Annotated in this window: 17 protein-coding genes; 14 read left to right on the top strand and 3 right to left on the bottom strand. The window is 48.2% G+C overall.

The window, feature by feature from the left end; genetic code table 11:
• Positions 1–35 precede the first annotated feature (35 nt).
• From LZG72_RS13795 to LZG72_RS13785, 3 genes are read left to right on the top strand one after another with little or no spacing between them, the layout of a single operon-like run.
• The gene (locus LZG72_RS13795; protein WP_233873105.1) at positions 36–329 is read left to right on the top strand and encodes a hypothetical protein; all 294 of its coding nucleotides are present in this window, start codon (positions 36–38) and stop codon (positions 327–329) included.
• A gap of 35 nt (positions 330–364) precedes the next feature.
• Positions 365–619 (top strand): hypothetical protein, encoded by a 255-nt coding sequence (locus tag LZG72_RS13790; RefSeq protein WP_233873102.1) that lies wholly within the window; start codon positions 365–367, stop codon positions 617–619.
• Complete coding sequence (locus LZG72_RS13785; protein ID WP_233873100.1) at positions 606–779, top strand: hypothetical protein; 174 nt, start codon at positions 606–608, stop codon at positions 777–779. Before LZG72_RS13790 ends, LZG72_RS13785 begins: the two co-directional genes overlap by 14 nt.
• Positions 780–849: 70 nt before the next feature.
• On the opposite strand, the gene LZG72_RS13780 is transcribed toward LZG72_RS13785, so the two are convergent.
• The 3 genes from LZG72_RS13780 to LZG72_RS13770 form a co-directional block, all read right to left on the bottom strand.
• On the bottom strand, positions 850–2,208 hold the full coding sequence (locus tag LZG72_RS13780) for an MATE family efflux transporter (protein ID WP_233873097.1): 1,359 nt from the start codon (positions 2,206–2,208) through the stop codon (positions 850–852).
• A 245-nt stretch (positions 2,209–2,453) separates the two neighbouring features.
• Positions 2,454–4,721 carry a CRTAC1 family protein gene (locus LZG72_RS13775; RefSeq protein WP_233873094.1) on the bottom strand — a complete coding sequence of 756 codons (2,268 nt, stop codon included), beginning with the start codon at positions 4,719–4,721 and terminating at the stop codon, positions 2,454–2,456.
• A gap of 111 nt (positions 4,722–4,832) precedes the next feature.
• Positions 4,833–5,375, bottom strand: a complete 543-nt coding sequence (locus tag LZG72_RS13770) for a hypothetical protein (protein ID WP_233873091.1) — start codon at positions 5,373–5,375, stop codon at positions 4,833–4,835.
• Positions 5,376–5,543: 168 nt separating this feature from the next.
• Between LZG72_RS13770 and LZG72_RS13765 the strand changes: the two genes are divergently transcribed.
• The 11 genes from LZG72_RS13765 (at position 5,544) to LZG72_RS13715 (ending at position 20,716) form a co-directional block, all read left to right on the top strand.
• Entirely contained in the window at positions 5,544–6,131 is a 588-nt protein-coding gene (locus LZG72_RS13765; RefSeq protein ID WP_233873087.1) for an RNA polymerase sigma factor, read from the top strand.
• 75 nt (positions 6,132–6,206) lie between these two features.
• Positions 6,207–7,295, top strand: coding sequence for a FecR family protein (locus LZG72_RS13760; RefSeq protein WP_233873084.1), 1,089 nt, complete (start codon positions 6,207–6,209; stop codon positions 7,293–7,295).
• Between the two features lie 176 nt (positions 7,296–7,471).
• Complete coding sequence (locus LZG72_RS13755) at positions 7,472–10,807, top strand: TonB-dependent receptor (RefSeq protein WP_233873081.1); 3,336 nt, start codon at positions 7,472–7,474, stop codon at positions 10,805–10,807.
• Positions 10,808–10,846: 39 nt separating this feature from the next.
• Positions 10,847–12,289, top strand: coding sequence for a RagB/SusD family nutrient uptake outer membrane protein (locus LZG72_RS13750; RefSeq protein ID WP_233873078.1), 1,443 nt, complete (start codon positions 10,847–10,849; stop codon positions 12,287–12,289).
• Positions 12,290–12,311: 22 nt separating this feature from the next.
• Complete coding sequence (locus LZG72_RS13745; RefSeq protein WP_233873075.1) at positions 12,312–13,676, top strand: FAD-dependent oxidoreductase; 1,365 nt, start codon at positions 12,312–12,314, stop codon at positions 13,674–13,676.
• An 11-nt stretch (positions 13,677–13,687) separates the two neighbouring features.
• On the top strand, positions 13,688–14,827 hold the full coding sequence (locus LZG72_RS13740) for a hypothetical protein (RefSeq protein ID WP_233873072.1): 1,140 nt from the start codon (positions 13,688–13,690) through the stop codon (positions 14,825–14,827).
• A 174-nt stretch (positions 14,828–15,001) separates the two neighbouring features.
• Positions 15,002–16,438: a neutral/alkaline non-lysosomal ceramidase N-terminal domain-containing protein gene (locus LZG72_RS13735; protein WP_233873069.1), complete on the top strand. Its 1,437-nt coding sequence runs from the start codon at positions 15,002–15,004 to the stop codon at positions 16,436–16,438.
• Between the two features lie 6 nt (positions 16,439–16,444).
• Complete coding sequence (locus LZG72_RS13730) at positions 16,445–18,775, top strand: hypothetical protein (RefSeq protein WP_233873066.1); 2,331 nt, start codon at positions 16,445–16,447, stop codon at positions 18,773–18,775.
• Between the two features lie 217 nt (positions 18,776–18,992).
• The gene (locus tag LZG72_RS13725) at positions 18,993–19,148 is read left to right on the top strand and encodes a hypothetical protein (RefSeq protein WP_233873063.1); all 156 of its coding nucleotides are present in this window, start codon (positions 18,993–18,995) and stop codon (positions 19,146–19,148) included.
• Complete coding sequence (locus LZG72_RS13720; RefSeq protein WP_255701026.1) at positions 19,149–19,655, top strand: RNA polymerase sigma-70 factor; 507 nt, start codon at positions 19,149–19,151, stop codon at positions 19,653–19,655.
• A 50-nt stretch (positions 19,656–19,705) separates the two neighbouring features.
• Positions 19,706–20,716 carry a FecR family protein gene (locus tag LZG72_RS13715; RefSeq protein WP_233873057.1) on the top strand — a complete coding sequence of 337 codons (1,011 nt, stop codon included), beginning with the start codon at positions 19,706–19,708 and terminating at the stop codon, positions 20,714–20,716.
• Positions 20,717–20,719: the final 3 nt, after the last annotated feature.

The raw sequence follows: 20,719 nt of genomic DNA, 5'->3' as shown, positions 1-20,719 counted from the left end.
GGCGAGAATCATCATAAGATTTTTTAATTTATCTAATGACTGACAAAGTTCTCTATATCATTGCGGGCTGCAATGGAGCTGGCAAAACCGCAGCATCCTTTGCAATACTTCCAAAAATCCTGGATTGCAAAGAGTTTGTCAATGCCGATGAAATTGCGAAAGGTATATCACCATTTCAGCCGGAAAAGGTTGCACTAGAGGCCGGGCGCATTATGTTAAACCGGGTAAACGAGCTCTTAAATAATGAGGATAGTTTTGCATTCGAAACAACACTATCAACCAGAAGCTATAAGCAAAAAATAGGGAAGCTAAAGAAAAAGGATTTATAATAACACTGGTCTTCTATTGGCTTAACAATGTAGAATTGGCAAAAGATCGTGTAAGAATGAGAGTTTCCGAGGGCGGACATGACATTGCGCCTGAGGTAATCGAACGAAGATATATAAAAGGTATTAAGAATTTATATGATATCTATTTGACAATTGTTGACAATGTCTTTATAATCGACAATTCTTTTGAAAAAGAAGAATTAATAGCAGAAAAATTGGATGGTTTGAATTTGAAAATTATTGAGAAAGACAAATATGACAAATTAAGAAACTATTATGAACACAATTAAAAGGGGAGCAGAATTGAAGGAGAAAATACTCTTGGGGATAAAAAAGACCCACGAAGAAGTTATCGAGTTTAAAAAACAAAAGAATACGCCAATTGTTGTTATGAGGGGAGACAAGATTGTGAAAATTAAGCCATGGGAGAGGGACGGCATTCAACCTTGAACCGTATCATCAAGAAGAACATTACTATTCAAATTACCCATACACGCAAGCCACAATAATTGAGATCTTGTTAAATGGCGCTGCTATAATAAATCTCCCTTTTATAAATCGTATAAAGTCCGACAGAAACGAAGGTGAGTATTTCGGCAAAGGAGCGGGAAATCCATACGCCGTTTAATCCCATATGGAGGTGTTCCGGGAGTATCATTAAAAGAAGTGCGATAAATACGAATCCTTTCAAAACATTGATTAATGTGGAAATGGTTGATTTGCCGATACTCTGAAAATAGGCAGATAAAATGTAATTAGGACCGGCAGCAAGGAAAAGCAAAAAGTAAAGTCCGATGCCGCTGCTGGCTATTTGTTTGAACTCTGCGGTCGCGTCTTTCATTAGGTTTTCGATTAATAAATCGGGCAACAGGAAACCAAGTAGGGATATAATGCTACCCAAAGCCAGCGTGAAAACAAGTGAAAACTTGAAAATAGCCAGCACTCTCAGAGGTAGTTTCGCTCCGATGTTAAAGGATATGATTGGAAGTGAAGCAATCATCGCTGCCGTAAAAAAACGGATCAGTATAAAACTGACGTAATTGATCAGGCCAAAGGCTGAAACAGCGAGCGGACCGTAAGGCACAACGCGATGGCTTATGATCAAAAGACCACATGAGAAGGATAATTCCGATGCAAACGTCGGAAGCCCCAAATTCAGTAACTCCCTCCATTCCGTGAATTTCAGTGTAAAACGAAAATTGCGAAAGCTTAAATGATTCCGTCCTTTTCGGATATAGAAAAACAAATAGAGTACCGACGTAAAACTGGATAGAGCTGTTGCCAGAGACGCCCCTTTTACACCCATATCGAAGCCGATTATTAAGACAAGATCCAGGATAATATTGAGTGAAACGGCGATCAGAGATGCGTTTTTGGGAATATTTGGGGCGTTGTCGTTTCGGATAAAACCGCCCCAAAACATGCCTAAAAAGAAAAATGGCATACCGATCAGTTGCCAGAACATATAGTCGGAAATGTTTTTAACCAAGGTAGCATTGTCAACTCCGGCCAGAAAATTAGCAACAGGTTTGATCAGAAACGGCGCACTTAATGCAATGATCCCACCGAATAGTAATGCTATTGTGGTAGCGAATTGAAAAATATTATGAACCAGATCGTACTTCTTTGCTCCGATATTTTTACCAATCAAAATCCCGCTTCCAATCATAACGGGAAGCGCCAGCGCAATAAACAAAATGACAACGGGCCCATATAACCCGACTGCGGCCAGACCCTCTTTTCCAACTTGTTGACCCAATATTACGCCATTGATCACCTGGTGGAGCGTCGACGATAAGATACTTATGAGTGCCGGTGTGTAATATTTAAAAAACAAAGACCTGATCGGACGTTCTCCTAATTCATTGTCAATGCGCATATAGAAAAGGAGGAAAGCGGTTAGGGCTAGGATCTGGAAAAAGTGCACAAACCTACAACATCACCGCAAATTAATCCCATAGTTATTGCGTATCTGGAGCATTTACCAGATAAATTCCAGCTCGACAACCAATATCCTATTAAAAAACAAAAGCCCGTAAATCAAAAATTCACAGGCCCTCGCCCCATCTCACCGCACCGGCGGCCCGGATCTCACTTCTCACATTTCACATCTAACAAAAAAATTTAAATCCTCGCCTTCGCCACTGGCAAACAAACCTGCATTTCATGACCGCTGCCACGTTTAAATACCAGCTTTTTAACCAGCTTTTTCTCCGGCGCGGCGCTGCCTTCTCGAATTTTTATGAACTGGTTAGCCGCTATATTTTTTAGCTTTTGTACTTTACCGCTTCCATTCCAGCGGATTTCAACCTCGTCGATCACTCGTGCCGAGCCCAGGCCGATTTCCCGCTTGAACGGTGAAGATCCAAAACTCCCGCCGGACGATACAACCCGGTAAACGCTTCTGGTCTGTCCATTTTCGGTAAAAGTGAGTTTGATCCGTGAACCTACGGCGGCTTTGTTAGCTGTTACCCCTTCCAGGTCAATCGAAATCCAGTTGTTGCCGCTTTGACCGGGATTCATAAAAAAAGAATTCTGGTATGCATCGCCAATGTACGCGCCGCCCATTTCAATGTAAATGTCCTGGTCGCCGTCGTTGTCCATATCAGCAAAAGCTACGGAATGCCCTTTCTGCAGGCTTCCAACTTGTGCCGAGGTTGTCACGTCCGCAAAACCTTTACCTCCCATGTTTTTGAACATCTTGTTGGGGATCAGTGATTTGTAGCTTGGGTTACCTGTTCCGATGAAGATATCGAGATAACCGTCGTTGTCGATGTCCCCGAAATTTCCGCCCATCGCAAAACCGGTTTTGTCGAGCCCCATTGCCTTGGTCACGTTGCTGAATGTACCGTCGTGGTTGTTATGGTAAAGTACCGGCTGACCGTGAAACTCGGGCGACTTGCCCAGTCGCTCGGCGGCTGCGTAGTAGCTCAGCGCATAGTCCATGGTGTAATCGCCGCAGAGAATATCCTGCCAGCCATCGTTGTCATAATCCCAAAACCAGGTTGCAAAACTGCGGTTCTGATCTTTGTCCAGCGCAGCCGACTGCGTTACATCTTCAAAACTGATCCCACGTCCATCCGTACCGGCCCCCAAACCCTTGTTTCGCAACAGAAACCGGCGGCCGCTCAAAGTCGAAATGAAGAGGTCGTTCCAGCCGTCATTGTCGTAATCTGCCGAGGTTACGCCTTTTACAAAAGCGGCGATGTCTGTTTTTGCTTGTTTGGCAACTTCGGTAAATGTCCCGTTTTTGTTGTTCAGATAAAGTTCGCAGGGATGGTAATTCGCACCAATGGTGGTTTCATTTCCGATAAAAACGTCCAGCCAGCCGTCGTTGTTGAAGTCGTTCCAGGTGGCTGTCTGGGTCGGGTGCATGGAGAGTAATCCGGCGTCGATGGTAACGTCTGTGAATGTGCCGTCGCCATTATTCCTCAGCAGGGAATTAGGCTGCTCGCCAAACTGTCCACCCAGCCAGGCACCACGCAAAACGAAAATGTCCTTGAACCCGTCATTGTTATAGTCGGTCTGCGTCATGTGCAGCCCGCCCGTAAACTTGTTCAGCCGCGATTTTTCCGACTTGTCCGTAAATGTCCCGTCGCCATTGTTTTTGAAATAATGCATCGGTTCGCTGAGGTCCCAGCCCGACATGGCCAGATCCAGGAACCCGTCGTTGTCAAAATCCTCCGTGATCACGCCGCCGGCCATGTTTTTCACATCCAGTTTCAAGTCCGGTGCGATATCCTGGAACGGTTTCACCGCAATGGCATCGGGATTATCCATCGCCGGGATCAGCATGGTTTTGGGGACCCGCCCGGGGTACTGGCCGAGCGTCATATACGCAATGTTGAGCAGCCAAAGCGACTCGTAATCGTCCGGTTTTTCAGTCAGCATCTGCTCGTAAATAGTAACCGATCCCTTCGATCCTTTCGTGTTCCGGTGAATCCCTCCGTTTTTGATCGGCAGAATGCAGGCATCCACGGAATGGTGGTTAATGCAATTGACCTGCTCGCCAAACCGAAGGTAGGCCACCGCCATATCATCCGTAACTTTGCGCATAACCCCCGGCAAGGTAACGAATGGCCCCGGATCGCGTTCTAACGCCCGTAATATATTGATCGCGTCGTCGGGCTTGCCGAGTTGCATCAGAATATTTGCCTTGAAGTGCTTGATCCTGAACCGCTGCGCTACTTCGCTTTCTGGTACCGCTTTCAAAAGCGAATCGAGGTAGAGCAGCTGTGCCTCCGGGGAGAAGTTGTTTTGGTAGTTGAAAACCTTACGCCGGGTCTGTTCCAGAAGTTCCAGCATTTTGTCCTCCGAATTTGGCTTCGTGCACCGGCTTATCCCCACCGCGCCAATGAGCACGATGGTAAAAAGTATAAGTTTTTGCCTCATTTTCTAAGTTTTACTCTGATTGTTTGAACAAAACAGCATATACATACAGCTTTCCATTTCTGCTCAACAAAGAGGCAGCAAAGGATTTGTGATGTACAGGATATTCAAAAATCACCGGGGAGGCGGCGAGGCGATGTGAAGAAACAAGGAGGAAAATGTCAGTATAATGCCTTTGAAGCCCGGCGTAGCGCCGATCCAGTCGATGACGAAAAACCAGTGGTTCCGGTTGAAAGTCACGTAGTCTTTTAAGAAGTTTTTGAGGAATTGCGGAGACTTCCCCTTACCATCCGTCACGCCTCCTTTGACGTGCTTGTCTACATGCGAAACAAGGTCAAGGTAGCGGTCTTTTGCATCGATATCGAGTTTGCATTTCACATACAACGTATCATTGCGGAGCTGCTGCTCAACGATCTGATAAAAATCGTCCCCCCGCCGCAGGCGCCCCTCGGCAGGTTCCGCCACCTGCCAGTCGGTCTGATAGGGGATCATAATGGGGATTTTTAAGATCAGCATGCTTTTTGCCGCCAACGGTACCGCCGAAAATCCCGCACTTTCCTCCATCGCACAATACTCCTCGATCCAATACACCAAAGGGAAGCCCATGATGTTGTAGAGGAGTAAGCCGCACATGAGAATGGAGAATACTTTCTTCAACGGATTGTTTTTATTCAAATGTAGAATTTAAAAACCTTTAGTCATATAAGTTCTGCTAATATTTCCATTGCATCCGGTCTCAGGATGAGGAGGTTTCAGGTGCGTAACTATTTTAATAAGATTTATGGTTAATTTGCGAACTATCCTTCTTAAACGATTGCCAGTACAGTGAAAGCAAGTGGTCAGGATCAATTATGGAACAGTTTTAAGTCCGGTGACAGAGATTCTTTTGCCAAAATCTATGACATCTATATTGAGGACCTGCTGAGCTACGGGTACCGGGTAACATCCAACCGGCAGCTCATTAAAGATAGTATCCAGGACGTTTTTCTAAACCTCTGGCAGCAGCGCCGGAACCTGTCCGAGACCGACTCCATTAAATTTTACCTCTTTCGCGCATTGCGCAACCGCATTCTGCGTAACATCGGGATCCAGCACGAGAAACCGGTTTTCAGCGATCATCTGTTTATAGAAGATGTGCTCATCGACTTTCCTTTCGAAGACGCGCTCGTGGAAAATGAAACTTATCAGGAGCAGATCGAGCGACTTCAGAATGCAATCAGCCAGCTTCCCAAACGCCAGCAGGAAGTAGTTCAGCTCCGCTACAACCAGGATTTTTCCCTCGAAGAGATCGCCAGCCTGATGCAGATCAGCAACCAGTCTGTCCGCAACCTGCTGCACAGGGCCATTACCGAGTTACGCAGGTTCTTTCAGGTAACCGGCTGGATCCTGTTTTTCATTTTTCTGTTCCAATAAAAATTTTTCATTTTTTTTATAAAAAATGAGTACAAACCCATATGTCCCTGATTTAGGGGTCAGAATAGCATTGGTATGATCGAAAAATATGCAACATACTCTGTTGAAGACTTTGTCCGCGACGAGTTGTTTATTGAATGGGTGAAAACACCCGATCCGCGACGTAATGCACTTTGGCAGCGCGTAGTGGATACCTATCCGGGACAAAAACCCGTGATAAGACAGGCCAGGCAGATCGTAGCGCAGCTTTCGGAGGCGTCGCGTGCGCCATTTTACAGGGAAGATGCCGTCGGGATATGGAACAGTATTGACAATGAGTTGTTTACTTCCCAAATTAATTTCGGGAGAAAATCAATTTACCGTTCCTTGTGGATGGCGGCGGCTTCCATACTCGTGCTGCTGGGGCTCGGTTGGGCGGTATACAATCTGCCAAATAACAGAGAATCCATCGGGTATGACCAACTGGTACGCAAAACGGAAAATAAGCTGAAAGAGGTTGCCAATACCGGTGAAAAAACGCTGATGGTAAATCTTCCGGACGGAAGCCGGGTGTACCTCCAAAAAGATAGTAAACTAAGCTATGCCAGTGATTTTTCGGGAAAAACGAGGGATGTGTTCCTTTCCGGTGCCGCATTTTTTGATGTAACCAAAAATCCTGAGAAACCTTTTATTGTATATGCCAATGAGCTGGTGACCAAAGTGTTGGGTACCAGTTTCACCATCAGCGCATTCGACCGGGACAGCAAGGTGACCGTCGCGGTGAAAACAGGGAAAGTCTCGGTTTTTGCCAACCGGTATGTAGGTGACGTCGATCCCGAAACAAAGGGCATTATCCTGATCCCCAACCAGCAGGCGGATTTCCAGCGTAAAAGCGAGACCATCAGCCGATCACTCGTGGAGCAGCCGAAAGTAGTGATCGCTAAAAAGGAGCTTGAAAAATTCGCATTTAACAATGCACCGGTCGCCGAGATTTTTGCTGCGATGGAAAGTGCCTACGGAGTGGATTTTCTGTTCGACCATGAAGTGCTTTCCGAATGCCGCCTGACCACCTCACTTTCCGAAGAAACCCTTTTTGAACGACTGGATGTGATTTGTGAAGCGATCGGAGCCACTTATAAGGTGGTTGACGCGCAGATTGTAATTACCGGCAGAAAGTGCAATTAACCCTAAACCTCTAAACCCACTAATTATATATGAGTTGAACCCTACAAAAAAGCCGGTAACGGTTCCAGCGTTACCGGCCTAAAATTCCTTTCATGTTTCCGAAAAACACAGCATCCGCTTTCCGCGGATGAAAGGACCGTTATTGCTTTTCTCAAAACAAGAACAAATCAAAACTAATGAAAAAAGAATTTGTAATCCAAAAAATCCTATACCCCATTATGAAAATCTCGCTCATTCAGACGATTCTGGCGGTGATTTTTACTGGCTGGTCATTTGCGGGGAAAGCAGATGCGCAGGACCTTCTCAATCAGAGAATTACAATCAAAGCGAAAAATCAGGAGCTGGTGACAATCCTGAAAAACATAGAAAAACTGGCGGATGTGAAATTCACATACCGGCCCGACCTCATCCGTGATGCAAAAAAGCAGAGCCTGGAAGTAGAGGACCGGAAACTGGTGGAGTTGCTGGATGAGCTGCTTAACCCGCTTGAAATCAAATATAAGATTGTGAGACGGCAGGTCATCTTGACGAAGGTCGATAAAACCCAGAGCATCATCCCTGCGATCATGCCTTTACAGCCGAGAATACCGGCGGACCGCGAAGTAACGGGGAAAGTACTGGACGAGAAAAACACCGGGTTGCCGGGAGTGAGTGTAGTCCTTAAAGGCACGCAAAGAGGCACCACGACCGATATTGATGGGGCTTTCAAGCTGGCACTGCCGGACCAGAATGCCACATTGGTTTTCAGTTTCGTAGGTTATCAAAGCCAGGACGTGAACATTGGAAATTCATCGGCCATTACGGTGACCATGTCGCCGGAAGACCGCTCGCTGAACGAAATTGTAGTGGTCGGCTACGGTACCGTCAAGAAAAGCGACATTACCGGATCGGTGGCGCAGGTTAAATCCAAAGAATTGAATTCATTTCCTACTTCCAATGCATTGCAGGCACTTTCGGGCCGCGCTGCCGGTGTGCAGGTTACACAATCCAACGGCTCGCCCGGAGCGGGTATGACCGTCCGGATACGGGGGACGAACTCGATCCAGGGAAGCAACGAACCGCTTTATGTAATCGACGGTTTCCCGACTTCGGGAGGTACTCCATCCATTCTCAATAATGTGGACATCGAAAGTATGGAAATCCTGAAAGATGCATCCGCAACTGCCATCTACGGTTCACGGGGAGCGAATGGGGTAGTTTTGATCACTACCAAACAAGGTAGAGCCGGAAAAACTAGAGTGGATATTGAAACGAGTTACAGCTCGCAAACACTCCGCAAGAAGCTGGACCTGATGAATGCGGCTGAATACGCGCAGTTTTACAATATGCAGGCCGTGAATGATAAGGTAACCCCTTATTTTACAGATGATCAGATCAAAAATTTCGGTGAAGGATTCGACTGGCAGGATGAAGTTTTCCGCCGCGCGGCCATTAAGTCAACTGCATTGACGGTGAGTGGTGGAAATGATAAAACGCAGTTCTCCATCTCGGGTAGCTTCTTCGGGCAGGACGGGATCATCAAAGGCAGCGACTACAACCGCTATTCTCTGCGGACGAATTTCAAGCACAGCATCAGCAAAAAGATCGCATTTACGATGTCCACCACACTGTCACGTCTGAAAACCGCTCGCCGCGATAGTGAGGGAGGTGCACGAGGTAACTCTATGATCTCCGCTGCCATATCTTCACCGGCCACGCTTACCCCTTATAATGAAGATGGTTCATACCGGGTAATGGCTACGGCGTATCCCTTCATAGCCACGGATCTGATTAACCCGCTTAACTACATCAATGAGCAGACGAATGTGGTGAAAGCCAATCGCATACTTTCAAATGCAGCTTTCATTTATAATCCCATCCCGGAAATCTCCATTAAAGTCTCGGGGGGCATTGAAAACGCGGACGATCGCACGGACGTTTACACCACCCGTAATTTCGTTAACTCCAATGGGACCGCCAGTGTAAAAAGCCAGCAGCAGACCAGTTTTTTGAATGAAAATACCATTAGCTATAACAAGACATTCAATGAGATACACAGCTTTTCGGCGGTGGCGGGTTTTACCTACCAGGACTTTCTGAATACCAATGTCTCGGGCAGCGGAACCGGTTTTCTGAGCGACGTCCCTGAAACCTCGGGCTTAGGCTCGGCAGCAACACCCGGCATTCCGGGGTCCGGCTATTCCAAAGCCGTTTTGCTTTCTTACCTGGCGCGGGTTAACTATGGTTTAAAAGACAAATACCTGTTTACAGCCAGCATTCGCCGGGACGGATCTTCGCGGTACAGCAAGGATAACAAATGGGGTTACTTCCCATCCGGGGCAGTGGCCTGGCGGATTTCCAACGAAGATTTCCTGAAGAACAATAACAACATCTCCGAGCTGAAACTGAGAGCAAGCTGGGGACTTACCGGCAGCCAGGCGATCGAGCCTTATGCTACCTTAAATCAGTTAAATGCAAGCCGGACAGTATTTGACGATGCGATGTATACGACTTTCACACCTGGTACCATATTGCCTGGCGACCTGAAATGGGAAACCACCGAGCAGAAAGACATTGGTGTGGATCTCGGGATCTTGAAAAACCGGATCATTATTTCGGCGGATTATTATATCAAAAATACACGTAACCTTCTCAACAGAGTAAGCTTACCGTCGTCCCTGGGCTACACCTCTACCATCAGGAATGTGGGGGAAATGCAGAATCAGGGTGTGGAACTCGGCGTTGATACCCGCATTCTCACCGGCGAGTTTAAATGGGACCTCAATGCAAATATTTCATTAAACCGTAACAAGGTGGTGAAACTGTATGACAGCGGCGATGTGCTCGGTGGCAACGTCAATGTGGTGGCGATCAACGATGTAACTACGATTCTGAGAGAAGGCCGGCCGGTTGGTCAGTTCTGGGGATATCGGGAAGATGGTTATACCGAACAGGGAAAACTGAAATTCGCAGATTTGGATGAAGATGGCGCCATTACCCAAAACGACAAAACCTACATTGGAAACCCCAACCCTGATTTTATCTACGGGATCAATTCCAGTATGTCTTACAAAGGCTTCGACCTGACACTGTTCGTTCAGGGCATTCAGGGAAACGACCTGTTTAATGTAAGTTCGGTAGTGAACACGATGGATTACGGTTTCGGTCTGAATATGCCGAAAGAAGTGCTTTACAATCACTGGTCACCGGAAAATCCCAACGCGAAATATCCGATTATCAGCAGAAGCTCGAATGTGCGGGTTTCCGACCGCTTTATTGAAGACGGTTCCTTTCTGCGGCTGAGAAATATCCAGCTTGCCTACAATCTTCCATTGGAAAAATGGCAGGTGAAGTCTTTGAGAAACGTGCAATTATATGTGAGCGGACAAAATCTGCTGACGCTTACCAAATACTCGTGGTGGGACCCGGAGGTCAATTCGAAAGGCGGCGGTAATGTACAGGCCCAGGGACTTGACCACAATAGTTACCCGACTGCGAAGTCATTTACTGCAGGCGTCCGTGTCGGATTTTAACACCATTCCAGTTTTGTGTCCACTGATAAAAGCATTCTCATGAAAATCTCAAAATATATACTCCCAGCGATCCTTCTCGCCGCACTCACCTCTTGCGAGGAAGTCCTGGAAGAAAGCCCAAAATCTATTGTTGTCGAAACATTCTTCAACACAGCTGCCGAGGTGGAAGCGGCGACAAACGGCATTTACATTCCGCTCCGGAGCAACAATTATACCGTGTACGAAACCACGCTGGAATGTCAGGCCGACTATGCGTACGGCCGCGGAAGCTGGGCCCCGCTGCATGAATACCAGGGTTTTAATGATGCGAACATCAGCCGCGTGGCGGATCTTTGGAATGCATTTTACCTGAGCATCCGTAATGCGAACCTGATCATTTTAAATGCGCCAAAAGGAAAGACCATCAGTGAAGCCGATGTCAAAAAATATGTGGCCGAAGCCAAATTCCTGCGGGCTCTCAACTATTTCCAGCTGGTGAGAAACTGGGCCGGCGTACCGCTGCGGACAGAAAATAACATGTCGGAAGAGAATCTTGCAAAAAGTACTCCCGAGCAGGTATATGAGCTGATCCTGGCCGATCTCGCGGAAGCGGAGCAAAACCTGCCCGAAAAAGCGGCGATGAATGGAAGACCATCCAAATGGTCGGCCAAGATCATGCTGGCCGACGTGTATCTGAACCTCAAACGGTTCGGGGAAGCACGCGATAAGGCTGACGAAGTGATCAAATCCGGGAAGTTCTCTTTGGTTCCCATCAAATCGGCAGCCGATTATCAGACCAACGTCTTTGGTCCTGAACTGGTTAGTACCTCCGAAGAGATATTTTTCTTCAAATATACCCGTCAGGTAGGTCAGGGAAATTACATGCTCTGGATTACCAATCACCCGAGTACCGGACTGTTTAATTTCGGTGGGGCGTACGTGGTGTATGGCCAGTCAACCGAACCGTTTTATCAGACCTGGGATGAAAAAGACATTCGTAAAAGCTTATGGAACAAGGTCAATATCGGCTTGGGTGCCAATACTTTGCTGAGCTCCAAGTTTATCGACAAGGCAGCGATCGCACAAAATGGTGCGGGAAATGACGATCCGGTTTACAGCTATGCCGATGCGTTGCTGATCTACGCAGAGGCGGCAGGAATGGCTGGTAACGGACCTACGGCAGCAGCCATGGAAGCAGTGAACCAGGTTCGCCGCCGCGCATACGGGCTGGCGCCCACAACCGCAGCGGCAGGCGATTACGTCGCCAGCAATTACAATGTAACCACATTCCAGGATCTCGTTTTGCGTGAAAGAGCCTACGAATTTCAATATCTGGGCAAACGCTGGCTGGATTTGAAACGTACTGGAAAAGTGAAAGAGGTCATTCAAAAAGTAAAAGGCATTACCGTGGCAGACAAGCATTTGCTGTGGCCGATACCCAATTCAGAAATCAATTTTAACAAAGCATTGGATCCCGCCAAAGACCAGAATCCAGGCTATTGATCATTATAAATTTGACAGGATTATGAAGAGAAGATCAGCGTTAGCATCCATCGGCGCCATTTCATTTGGTATTGGTTCAAAAGAAGTGGATCCGGTTGAAATCGTAAGAGAACCTTATAAAGTCAAAAAACAATCCCTGAAAACCGATATCGTCGTGGTAGGAGGGGGAACGGCCGGGGTTATTGCAGCCATCCAGGCAGGCCGCGCCGGGCGTAAAGTGATCTTGATCGAAAACGGAAGCCAGCTTGGCGGTACCACTACCACGGGCGGCGTCGCATTTCCGGGGATATTTTTCGCCTGGGGAAAACAGGTGATCGGCGGCATCGGCTGGGAACTGGTGCAGGAAGCCGTCGCATTGAATGACGATACCCTGCCCGATTTTTCCATTCCTCACGGCAAACACCATCCGCGCCACCAGGTTAGGCTGAATGGGCAACTTTACGCCATGCTGATCGAAGAGAAATGTCGGGAAGCCGGTGTAAACCTGCGTTTTTATGAAACACCCACCCGGGTCGCGTTCCAAAGCAATACCTGGACGGTGGAGACGGTCGGAAAAGGCACAAACACGGAAATTACCTGCAAGCAGCTCATCGACTGCACCGGCAATGGATATGCCGCGCACCTGGCAGGTTACAAACTTTTGCGGGAAGCTGAAACGCAGCCGGGTACACTCCAATTTCAGCTTGGCGGATATGATTTTAAGTCGTTGGATCTGAAAATGATACAGGCTAAGTATCAGCAGGCCATTGCCAGCGGGCAGCTTGTAAAAAGTGATTTTCGGAACAACATCGTGGGTTTGCTCAAAAGCGAGGGCGATAACATTCAGCACATTCTGGGTGCGGATTCTACCACTTCCGAAACCCATTCCCTGGCTAACGTTCAGGGAAGGACGGCGCTTTTGAACACGCTGCGTTTTCTGAGAACATTGCCGGGACTTGAAAAAACGAAGATCGTGGACATGCAGAATGAAACCGGCATACGGGAAACCTACCGGATCGACGGTTTGTACAAGATCACGCACGAAGATTACGTCACCGGAAAACTCTTCGATGACGCCGTTTCGTATTCCTATTACCCCATCGATGTCCATGACGAAAACGGGGTAGTGCCCGATCATTTGAAAGAAGGCGTGGTGCCGAGTGTGCCGCTCCGCGCGCTGATCCCGAAAAACAGTAAGAATTTCATGGTAGCAGGCCGTTGTCTGAGCAGCGACAGGCTCGCCAATTCCGCCCTGCGCGTGCAGGCTTCCTGCATGGGTATGGGACAAGCCGCAGGCGCAGCTGCGGCATTAGCCTGCAAGCTTGACAAAACACCTCTCGAAGTTCCTTTAAAAGATTTGAGACAACTCATCACCGAGCACGGCGGGATCGTGCCGGGCATTGTCTGAATGGATGTTTCATGAATAAATGCCGCATATTATTTTTACTCACGTTACTTGCATTGGCTGCATCGGGCTTCCGGTCCGATCAGCCAGGCAGGTATTTTTTATCCCCGACATTATCACTTCCGGCCGACCACGTCCAAGCCTTCACGTTCGATTTCAAGGATGAGCTTCTGGACGATACACTCTTCCAAACCAGGTCAAAAGAAGGATTCCCATTATCCTATCACCGCAGGTTAAAAACGAGCGTTTGTTTTGATGACAAATGCAGGTTGCTCGATGTGGCCATTTACTGGAACATTACCGGCCGCTATCTGGGTTTTGAACTCCCTCAAAAAGAATATTTAAGCAAAACCGACCACGAACCGTTCACAACCGACGAATATCAGCGATTGAACGCATTGCTGGCAGACGAGCAGTCGCCACTCGGCAATATGTCGTACGAAGAACTTGTGCCAAGACCCTACTTTACCGTGAAAGGCATCGACGGGGTTACCTCGGCCACAGCCAAAAGTGTGCTGGATTACATTGTGAAAGGCGCCGCCTACACGACTTATAAAATGTGGCATTTTATTTACGGCCCCACCCAGGAGCGGGTTACTGAGCTTACAATCAAATCGTTATCGCCGGAACTGATCATGAAGATCCTGGAAAGCGGCGATGCATATGATAAACTTTGGGCATTGAACCACATCAACGGACATGTAAAACCGACTCCTCAGATCCTCGGACAGTTACTCAGATTCATAGATAACCGCAATTACAGCCTGTCCGAACGCGCGATAAACGCCATTAGCCCCACCGACCTGCAATCCGATTCCGTGCAGGTATTATTGCTTTCAAAACTCAATCAGGCGGATTACAGTCAGAAAAAGCTGCTCATTAAGAAACTGAAAGAAGCGCCATTTTTGAATGCGGACGTAAAAACCAATCTCGCAGATCAGCTTCCGAAATTAAGCGCGGAACTGGTCGGGGACGTGCTGGTTTTGTTCCAGAAATTTGGCGTAAAAGATCTTCCCACTTACCGTGCTGTCAGCCAATTACTTCGAAGTGAAAACAGGTTTATCGGGTCAAAAGCATTGAAATTTTTGCAGGACGCCGGAGTAACAGACGAAGCTATTTCAAGGGAAATGGCAGCTTTCCGGACAAGCCAATAACCACACCCGCCACGTTATTTAAGTACCGCAATTTTCCTTTTAGGTGTTTCCGTGACTATTAAAGTCATATAGATTTCCTTGTAACAAGTGAGAAAGGAGTTACTTGTGTCTTTGGTGAATATCCTAATCTGTCGCCATTAAACGGGCGGCTTATTCCTAAACCTAATAAACAAGATGAAAAAAATGTATTTGAGTGGGGCTCTCCTCCTTTGCGGGGCAGTGCTGCACGGCCAGCAGGCACCTTCCGGAAAAGCTTTTCGTGCGGGCGCAGCCACGAGCATCATTTCGCCAAAGATCGGCACTTCCAACAATGGCAACATGCAGGATGTTACCATTAAAAGTATCCACGATGAAACCATGGCGCGCAGCATTGTGCTCGACGACGGCGATACCCGGCTCGCCATTGTGGTTTCGGACCTTTGCATGGTTTCCCGCGAGATCCTCGACGTAGCCAAACGCCGCGCCAGCGAGATCACCAAAATCCCTGCCGCGAACATGCTGATGTCTGCCACGCACACGCACTCCGCCGGTACTGCCTGCGGTGTTTTTCAAAGTGAGCCGGATTCGGAGTACGTCAAATTCCTGAGCGAGCGGATTGCCGATGCAGTCATTCGCGCGAACCACAATCTGGCTCCCGCGCGCATTGGCTGGGGTGTGGGAAATGAGCCTTCCCAGGTTTTCAACCGGCGCTGGAAAATGAAACCGGGCACACCGATCATCAACCCGTTCGGAAAAGAAGATCAGGTAAAAATGAACCCGGGAATCGGTAACCCGAACCTCCTGGAACCTTCCGGCCCGACCGATCCGGAGCTGCCTATTCTCTCCATACAAACGCCTGCTGGCCAGCCCATTGCCCTGCTGGCTAATTATTCCCTGCATTATGTAGGCGGAGTTGGTGCCGGTGAAGTTTCAGCGGACTATTACGGCATGTTCGCCGAGCGTATGAAACAAATGCTTTCTGCGGAAGGCCAGGATCCTGCATTTGTGGCCATTATGTCCAATGGTACCAGCGGGAATATCAACAATGTCAATTTTGGAGGAAAACTAACAGCACCTGCAAAGCCTTACGAAAAAATGAGAGCAGTGGCAAATGTTGTCGCAGCGGAGGCATTTAAGGTATATCAAAATATAAAATACCAGGACTGGGTATCGCTTTCGAGCGTTCAAAAGGAGATCACACTGGGTGTGCGTAAACCGGCAGCCGATGAGGTAACGCGGGCCAAGGATATTATTGCCAAAGCGAAAAAGCCCGTTATGACCAGCATGGAAGAGATCTATGCCAAAGAAACGATGGCTATGAAAGATTATCCGGATCAGGTGAAATTGATCCTGCAAGCCTTCCGGATTGGTGATTTGGCCATTACTGCTATCCCATGTGAGGTTTTTGTGGAAATAGGTCTGGACATTAAAAAGAGAAGTCCGTTCAAACCGACATTCAGCATTTCACTGGCAAACGGATATAACGGCTACCTGCCTACACCCGAGCATCACAAATTGGGCGGGTATGAAACCTGGCGTGCCAAATCGAGCTACCTGGAAGTGGATGCTTCTGCTAAAATCACCGAATCCTTATTTGAACTATTGGGGAAACTCAAAACTGTAAATCCCTGAGATCCGATGAGAGTTTCGCGAAAAGACTTTTTGAGGTCAGCAACGCTGGCCACGGCCGGCTTGCTGGCTGTACCTCCGTCCATTACACTGGCTGGTACCCATTCCATTAAAAAATCGGCCGTTGCATTGCCGCATTTCCCAGACAAACTTCACGCCTTCTTGTGGAGAAACTGGGGGCTCGTTTCGACGGAGCGGCTTGCGGCGGTTACCGGGGCGAAGCCTGATGCTATTCTCAAACTGGCGGCAACGCTGGGACTTCCGGCGCCAAAACCGGTTACGTCCGACCAGGAGCAGCGGAGTTACCTCACCGTGATCCGGCGAAACTGGCACCTGCTGCCCCGCGAGCAGATGCTGGAACTGCTCGGCTGGACAGATGAGAAACTGACGTTTACATTACAGGAAGATGATTTTTTCTATATCAAACTCGGGAGTGTCAAACCCGAATGCGAACCGATCAGATTCCGCGCTTCTTCTGAATCACTCAAAAAGCAGGAAAAATGGTTTTCCGATGTGATCCATGAAGAATTTCGGGACGGATTGCCGCAGCATGGTCAGCCGCTTTTTCAGTTTGTTAAGGATTTGTCAAAAACCCCGGAAAGGAGCGTAAAACAAACTTCTTCAGGTTTCTCGCCCCGATTTGGATATGCGTATTTCGCCCTTTTCGGTGACCCATTGTTACAGCCCGAAGTGGATCCGTACCCCGAGGGTTACCTTGCGCAAATGGCGGCCTCGGGCATGGACGGTACGTGGATGCACATTGTACTTTCCAAACTCACGCCATTCCCGTGGGAACCGGCATTGAGCGACCGTTGGGAACAACGGCTCGAAAATCTTGGAAAACTCGTTGCGAAGTCCAAAAAGCATGGGATCGGCATTTATTTGTACCTCAATGAGCCGCGCTTCATGCCGCTGGCTTTTTTTGAGAAACACCCGGAACTTAAAGGCGTTCAGATCGGGGAGCAGGCCGCGCTTTGCACAAGCCACCCCGACGTTCAGAAATACCTGGTCGATTCCATGGCGATGATCACATCCCGGGTACCCGACCTGGCCGGTTTCTTTTCCATTACTGCCTCCGAAAACCATACCAATTGCTGGTCACATGGCAAAGGCGCCGAATGTCCGCGTTGCTCCAAACGAGGCCCGTCCGAAGTCATTTCTGAATTAAATCAGCTTTATCTCAAAGGTATAAATCAGGGGTTATCAGGTCACAAACAACAAAAAGGTCCTGGACTGATTGTCTGGGACTGGGGCTGGCGGGATGGCTGGGCGGAAGACATTATTCCTGCGTTGCCCAAAACTGCCTCGCTGATGAGTGTCAGCGAATGGGACCTAGAAATAAACCGTGGCGGCGTGAAAAATAAGGTCGGGGAGTATTCCATTTCATCCGTAGGGCCGGGGCCACGCGCATTGCGGCATTGGGAGATCGCCCGTAAAAATGGCTTGAAAACCATCGCGAAAATCCAGGCGGGATGTACCTGGGAAATTGCGGCCGTACCCTACATCCCGGCTATGGAAAACGTAACGCGACATGCCGAAAACCTGCGAAATGTGCAGGTAGACGGACTTATGCTGGGCTGGACGCTGGGCGGTTATCCTTCCCCAAATCTAGAAATCGTTGCTGAAATGGGCAGCAGCAAAACCATCACCGGCCTGGAAGCCATGCAGAAAGTCGCAAAACGCAGGTATGGTGCTGCGGGTGCGGCAGTAACGAAAGCGTGGCAGCATTTCAGTAAGGCATTCAGTGAGTTTCCGTACCATGTCGGCGTGGTATACTCGGCACCTTTACAGGCTGGGCCATCGAACTTGCTTTGGTCAAAACCTACCGGATATCATGCAAGTATGGTCGGTTTGGCGTATGACGATGTGAACAGCTGGCGCGCGAATTACCCCGTGGATATTTTTATTTCTCAAATGCAAAAAGTGGCCGGCGGTTTTCATGACGCGCTCGCCAGACTACGCAGCGAGACGTCCGGGTTGAAACTATCGTCGCCGGTTCGGAAAGCGCTGGACGATGAATGCGGCGTAGCGGAAACTGTGGAAGTCCATTACAGCAGCGTCGCAAATCAGGCGCGGTTTGTCGTGGCCAGGGACAAGCTGGCAGCCGCAAAAGACAGGAAACAAGCAGCCGATCTGGTAACCGAAATCGAAAAGATCCTGCGTGCGGAAATCGTCCTGGCCAAACGCATGGCTATGCTCCAAGGTGGCGACAGCCGGCTCGGGTTTGAAGCATCCAACCATTATTTCTATGTGTGCAACGACCTGGCCGAAAAAGTCATCAACTGCCGCGACTTGCTGGACCACTGGCTGCCGGAGGTGAAAAAAAGCTTCGCAGGTTAATTGGGATTAAAGTTTTTTAGGATCAGGGTGCGATAGTAAAAAGTGCCCTGATTCGATATTATAGGTAGGTATTAAATGCCATTAACCAAATATTGTAGGCGATTTTTCAAAAAGACTAAAATATTTTTTTCAGACCATAGGTGTTTTTCTACGCCCGGACGTCTCCCTTTCAGAGTACCAGATCAATGCCGGTCACCTTTATCTTGAAATACTCAGCATGGAGCAAGCAAGTAATCTTTATCGCGGTGAGAGAGGAGGGGGACCTTCTTTGACAAATCCGGACGATAGCGCATTTACCGAGCAGGGAAAACACGCGGATTCGGAGATTTTGATTAGAAAAGGTTTTGAATCCGATGTGAACCGGGGCATTTAACTGCTTTTCAGGTACTACTACCGCCCATTGTGCAGTCACGCGGTGCGTTATGTGTCTTCCAAGGAAATTGCCGAAGACATCGTTTCGGATATTTTTTACAAATTCCACCTGGAACAAACCTATCTGGAAATTCATAGCTCCTACCGGTCATACCTTTTCACTTCCGTGCGGCATAGGGCTTTCGATTATGTCCGTAGTGAGCTGAAACGAAATACCTCCATGCAGTTTGCAGAACTTGTCGCAATCCAGCCCGACCAGCAGCCCGACCAGATCACACAGTACGAGGACCTGTGCAACGATGTGGAAAATGCGGTGAACAGTTTGCCATTGAAACGCAGGCGCATTTATGTCATGCACCGTTTTGAAGGTAAAAAGTACCAGGAAATAGCGACCGAACTCAATTTATCGCTCCGTACGGTTGAAGCACAAATGTACCAGGCGTTGCATCAGGTCAGGAAGATCATACAGAAAAAGTGGTTTTTGTTATTCATCGCTTTTTTGAGGTGAGTATGCAGCGGGATTGCCAACAGGCCAGATCTTCATTTAACATTTGAAAAATGAACACAGAAATCAATAAGGAGCTTATATTCAATTATTTCGCAGGGAGGGCTACGGCTTTTCAAAAGCAAATGATTGAAGACTGGGCGACAGACTCCGCCAACCGGGAACAGTTTTTCATCTGGTTACAGGAATGGGAGCAAAACAATGCGCAGTATTTTTCCGATGTAGAAAAAGGATTGAGCAGGCATTGGACGCGGATCAACAATCAGGGAAACGGGATTGAAACGGCAGCTGAGGTGGCCTTGGAAGAAACGAAACGGGTCCCTTTTTTCAGCAGGTTCAACTGGCTGATCGCCGCATCGGTTGTTTTCGTGATCGCGGCAGGCGGCTGGTTTTTTAAGGAAAACCTGGAATACCACATCCACCGGACCAGCTTCGGCGAAATCCGGCGGTTCAGCCTGCCTGATGGAAGTAAGGTCGTATTGAATTCCAACTCGGTTTTGAAGATCCCGCGTTTTGGTTTTGGTACAAAAACGAGGGAGGTACTTCTGAGCGGAGAGGCGAATTTCGATATCCGTCACACCCGGGACCATCAGCGGTTTATTGTGAAAACCATCAATAGCCTGGAAGTGGAAGTACTGGGCACGGAGTTCGACGTATATAGCAGACCGAGGGGTACGAAAGTGATTTTGAACAAAGGAAAAGTGCAGCTGCGCTACCAGCAGGGCCAGGACAGGAAACAGCTGACCATGAAGCCGGGTGACCTGGTAACCATGGATGAGAAAGGATATGCGAGCCTGCGTAAGACAGATCACCCCGAAAAGTTCTCCGCCTGGAAAGCCCACCGCTTTGTTTTTAATAAAACAAGCCTCAAAGAGGTATGCCATTTGTTTGAGGACAACTTTGGAGTGAAGGTCGATATTCCCGATTCCACGCTGGCTGGGCTAACCATATCCGGCTCATTTACAGCATTAAATGCAGAAGAACTATTGGAGATCCTGACAGAGGATTCCGGGTTGAACTATACCAAATCCGGGGACGGAAAGAGCATTACCTTATCCTATTAGTAC

Origin of the sequence: Dyadobacter sp. CY323 (genome assembly GCF_021390245.1) — a bacterium.
Taxonomy (GTDB): Bacteria; Bacteroidota; Bacteroidia; order Cytophagales; family Spirosomataceae; genus Dyadobacter.
This window is presented reverse-complemented; position numbering and strand designations above follow the sequence as displayed.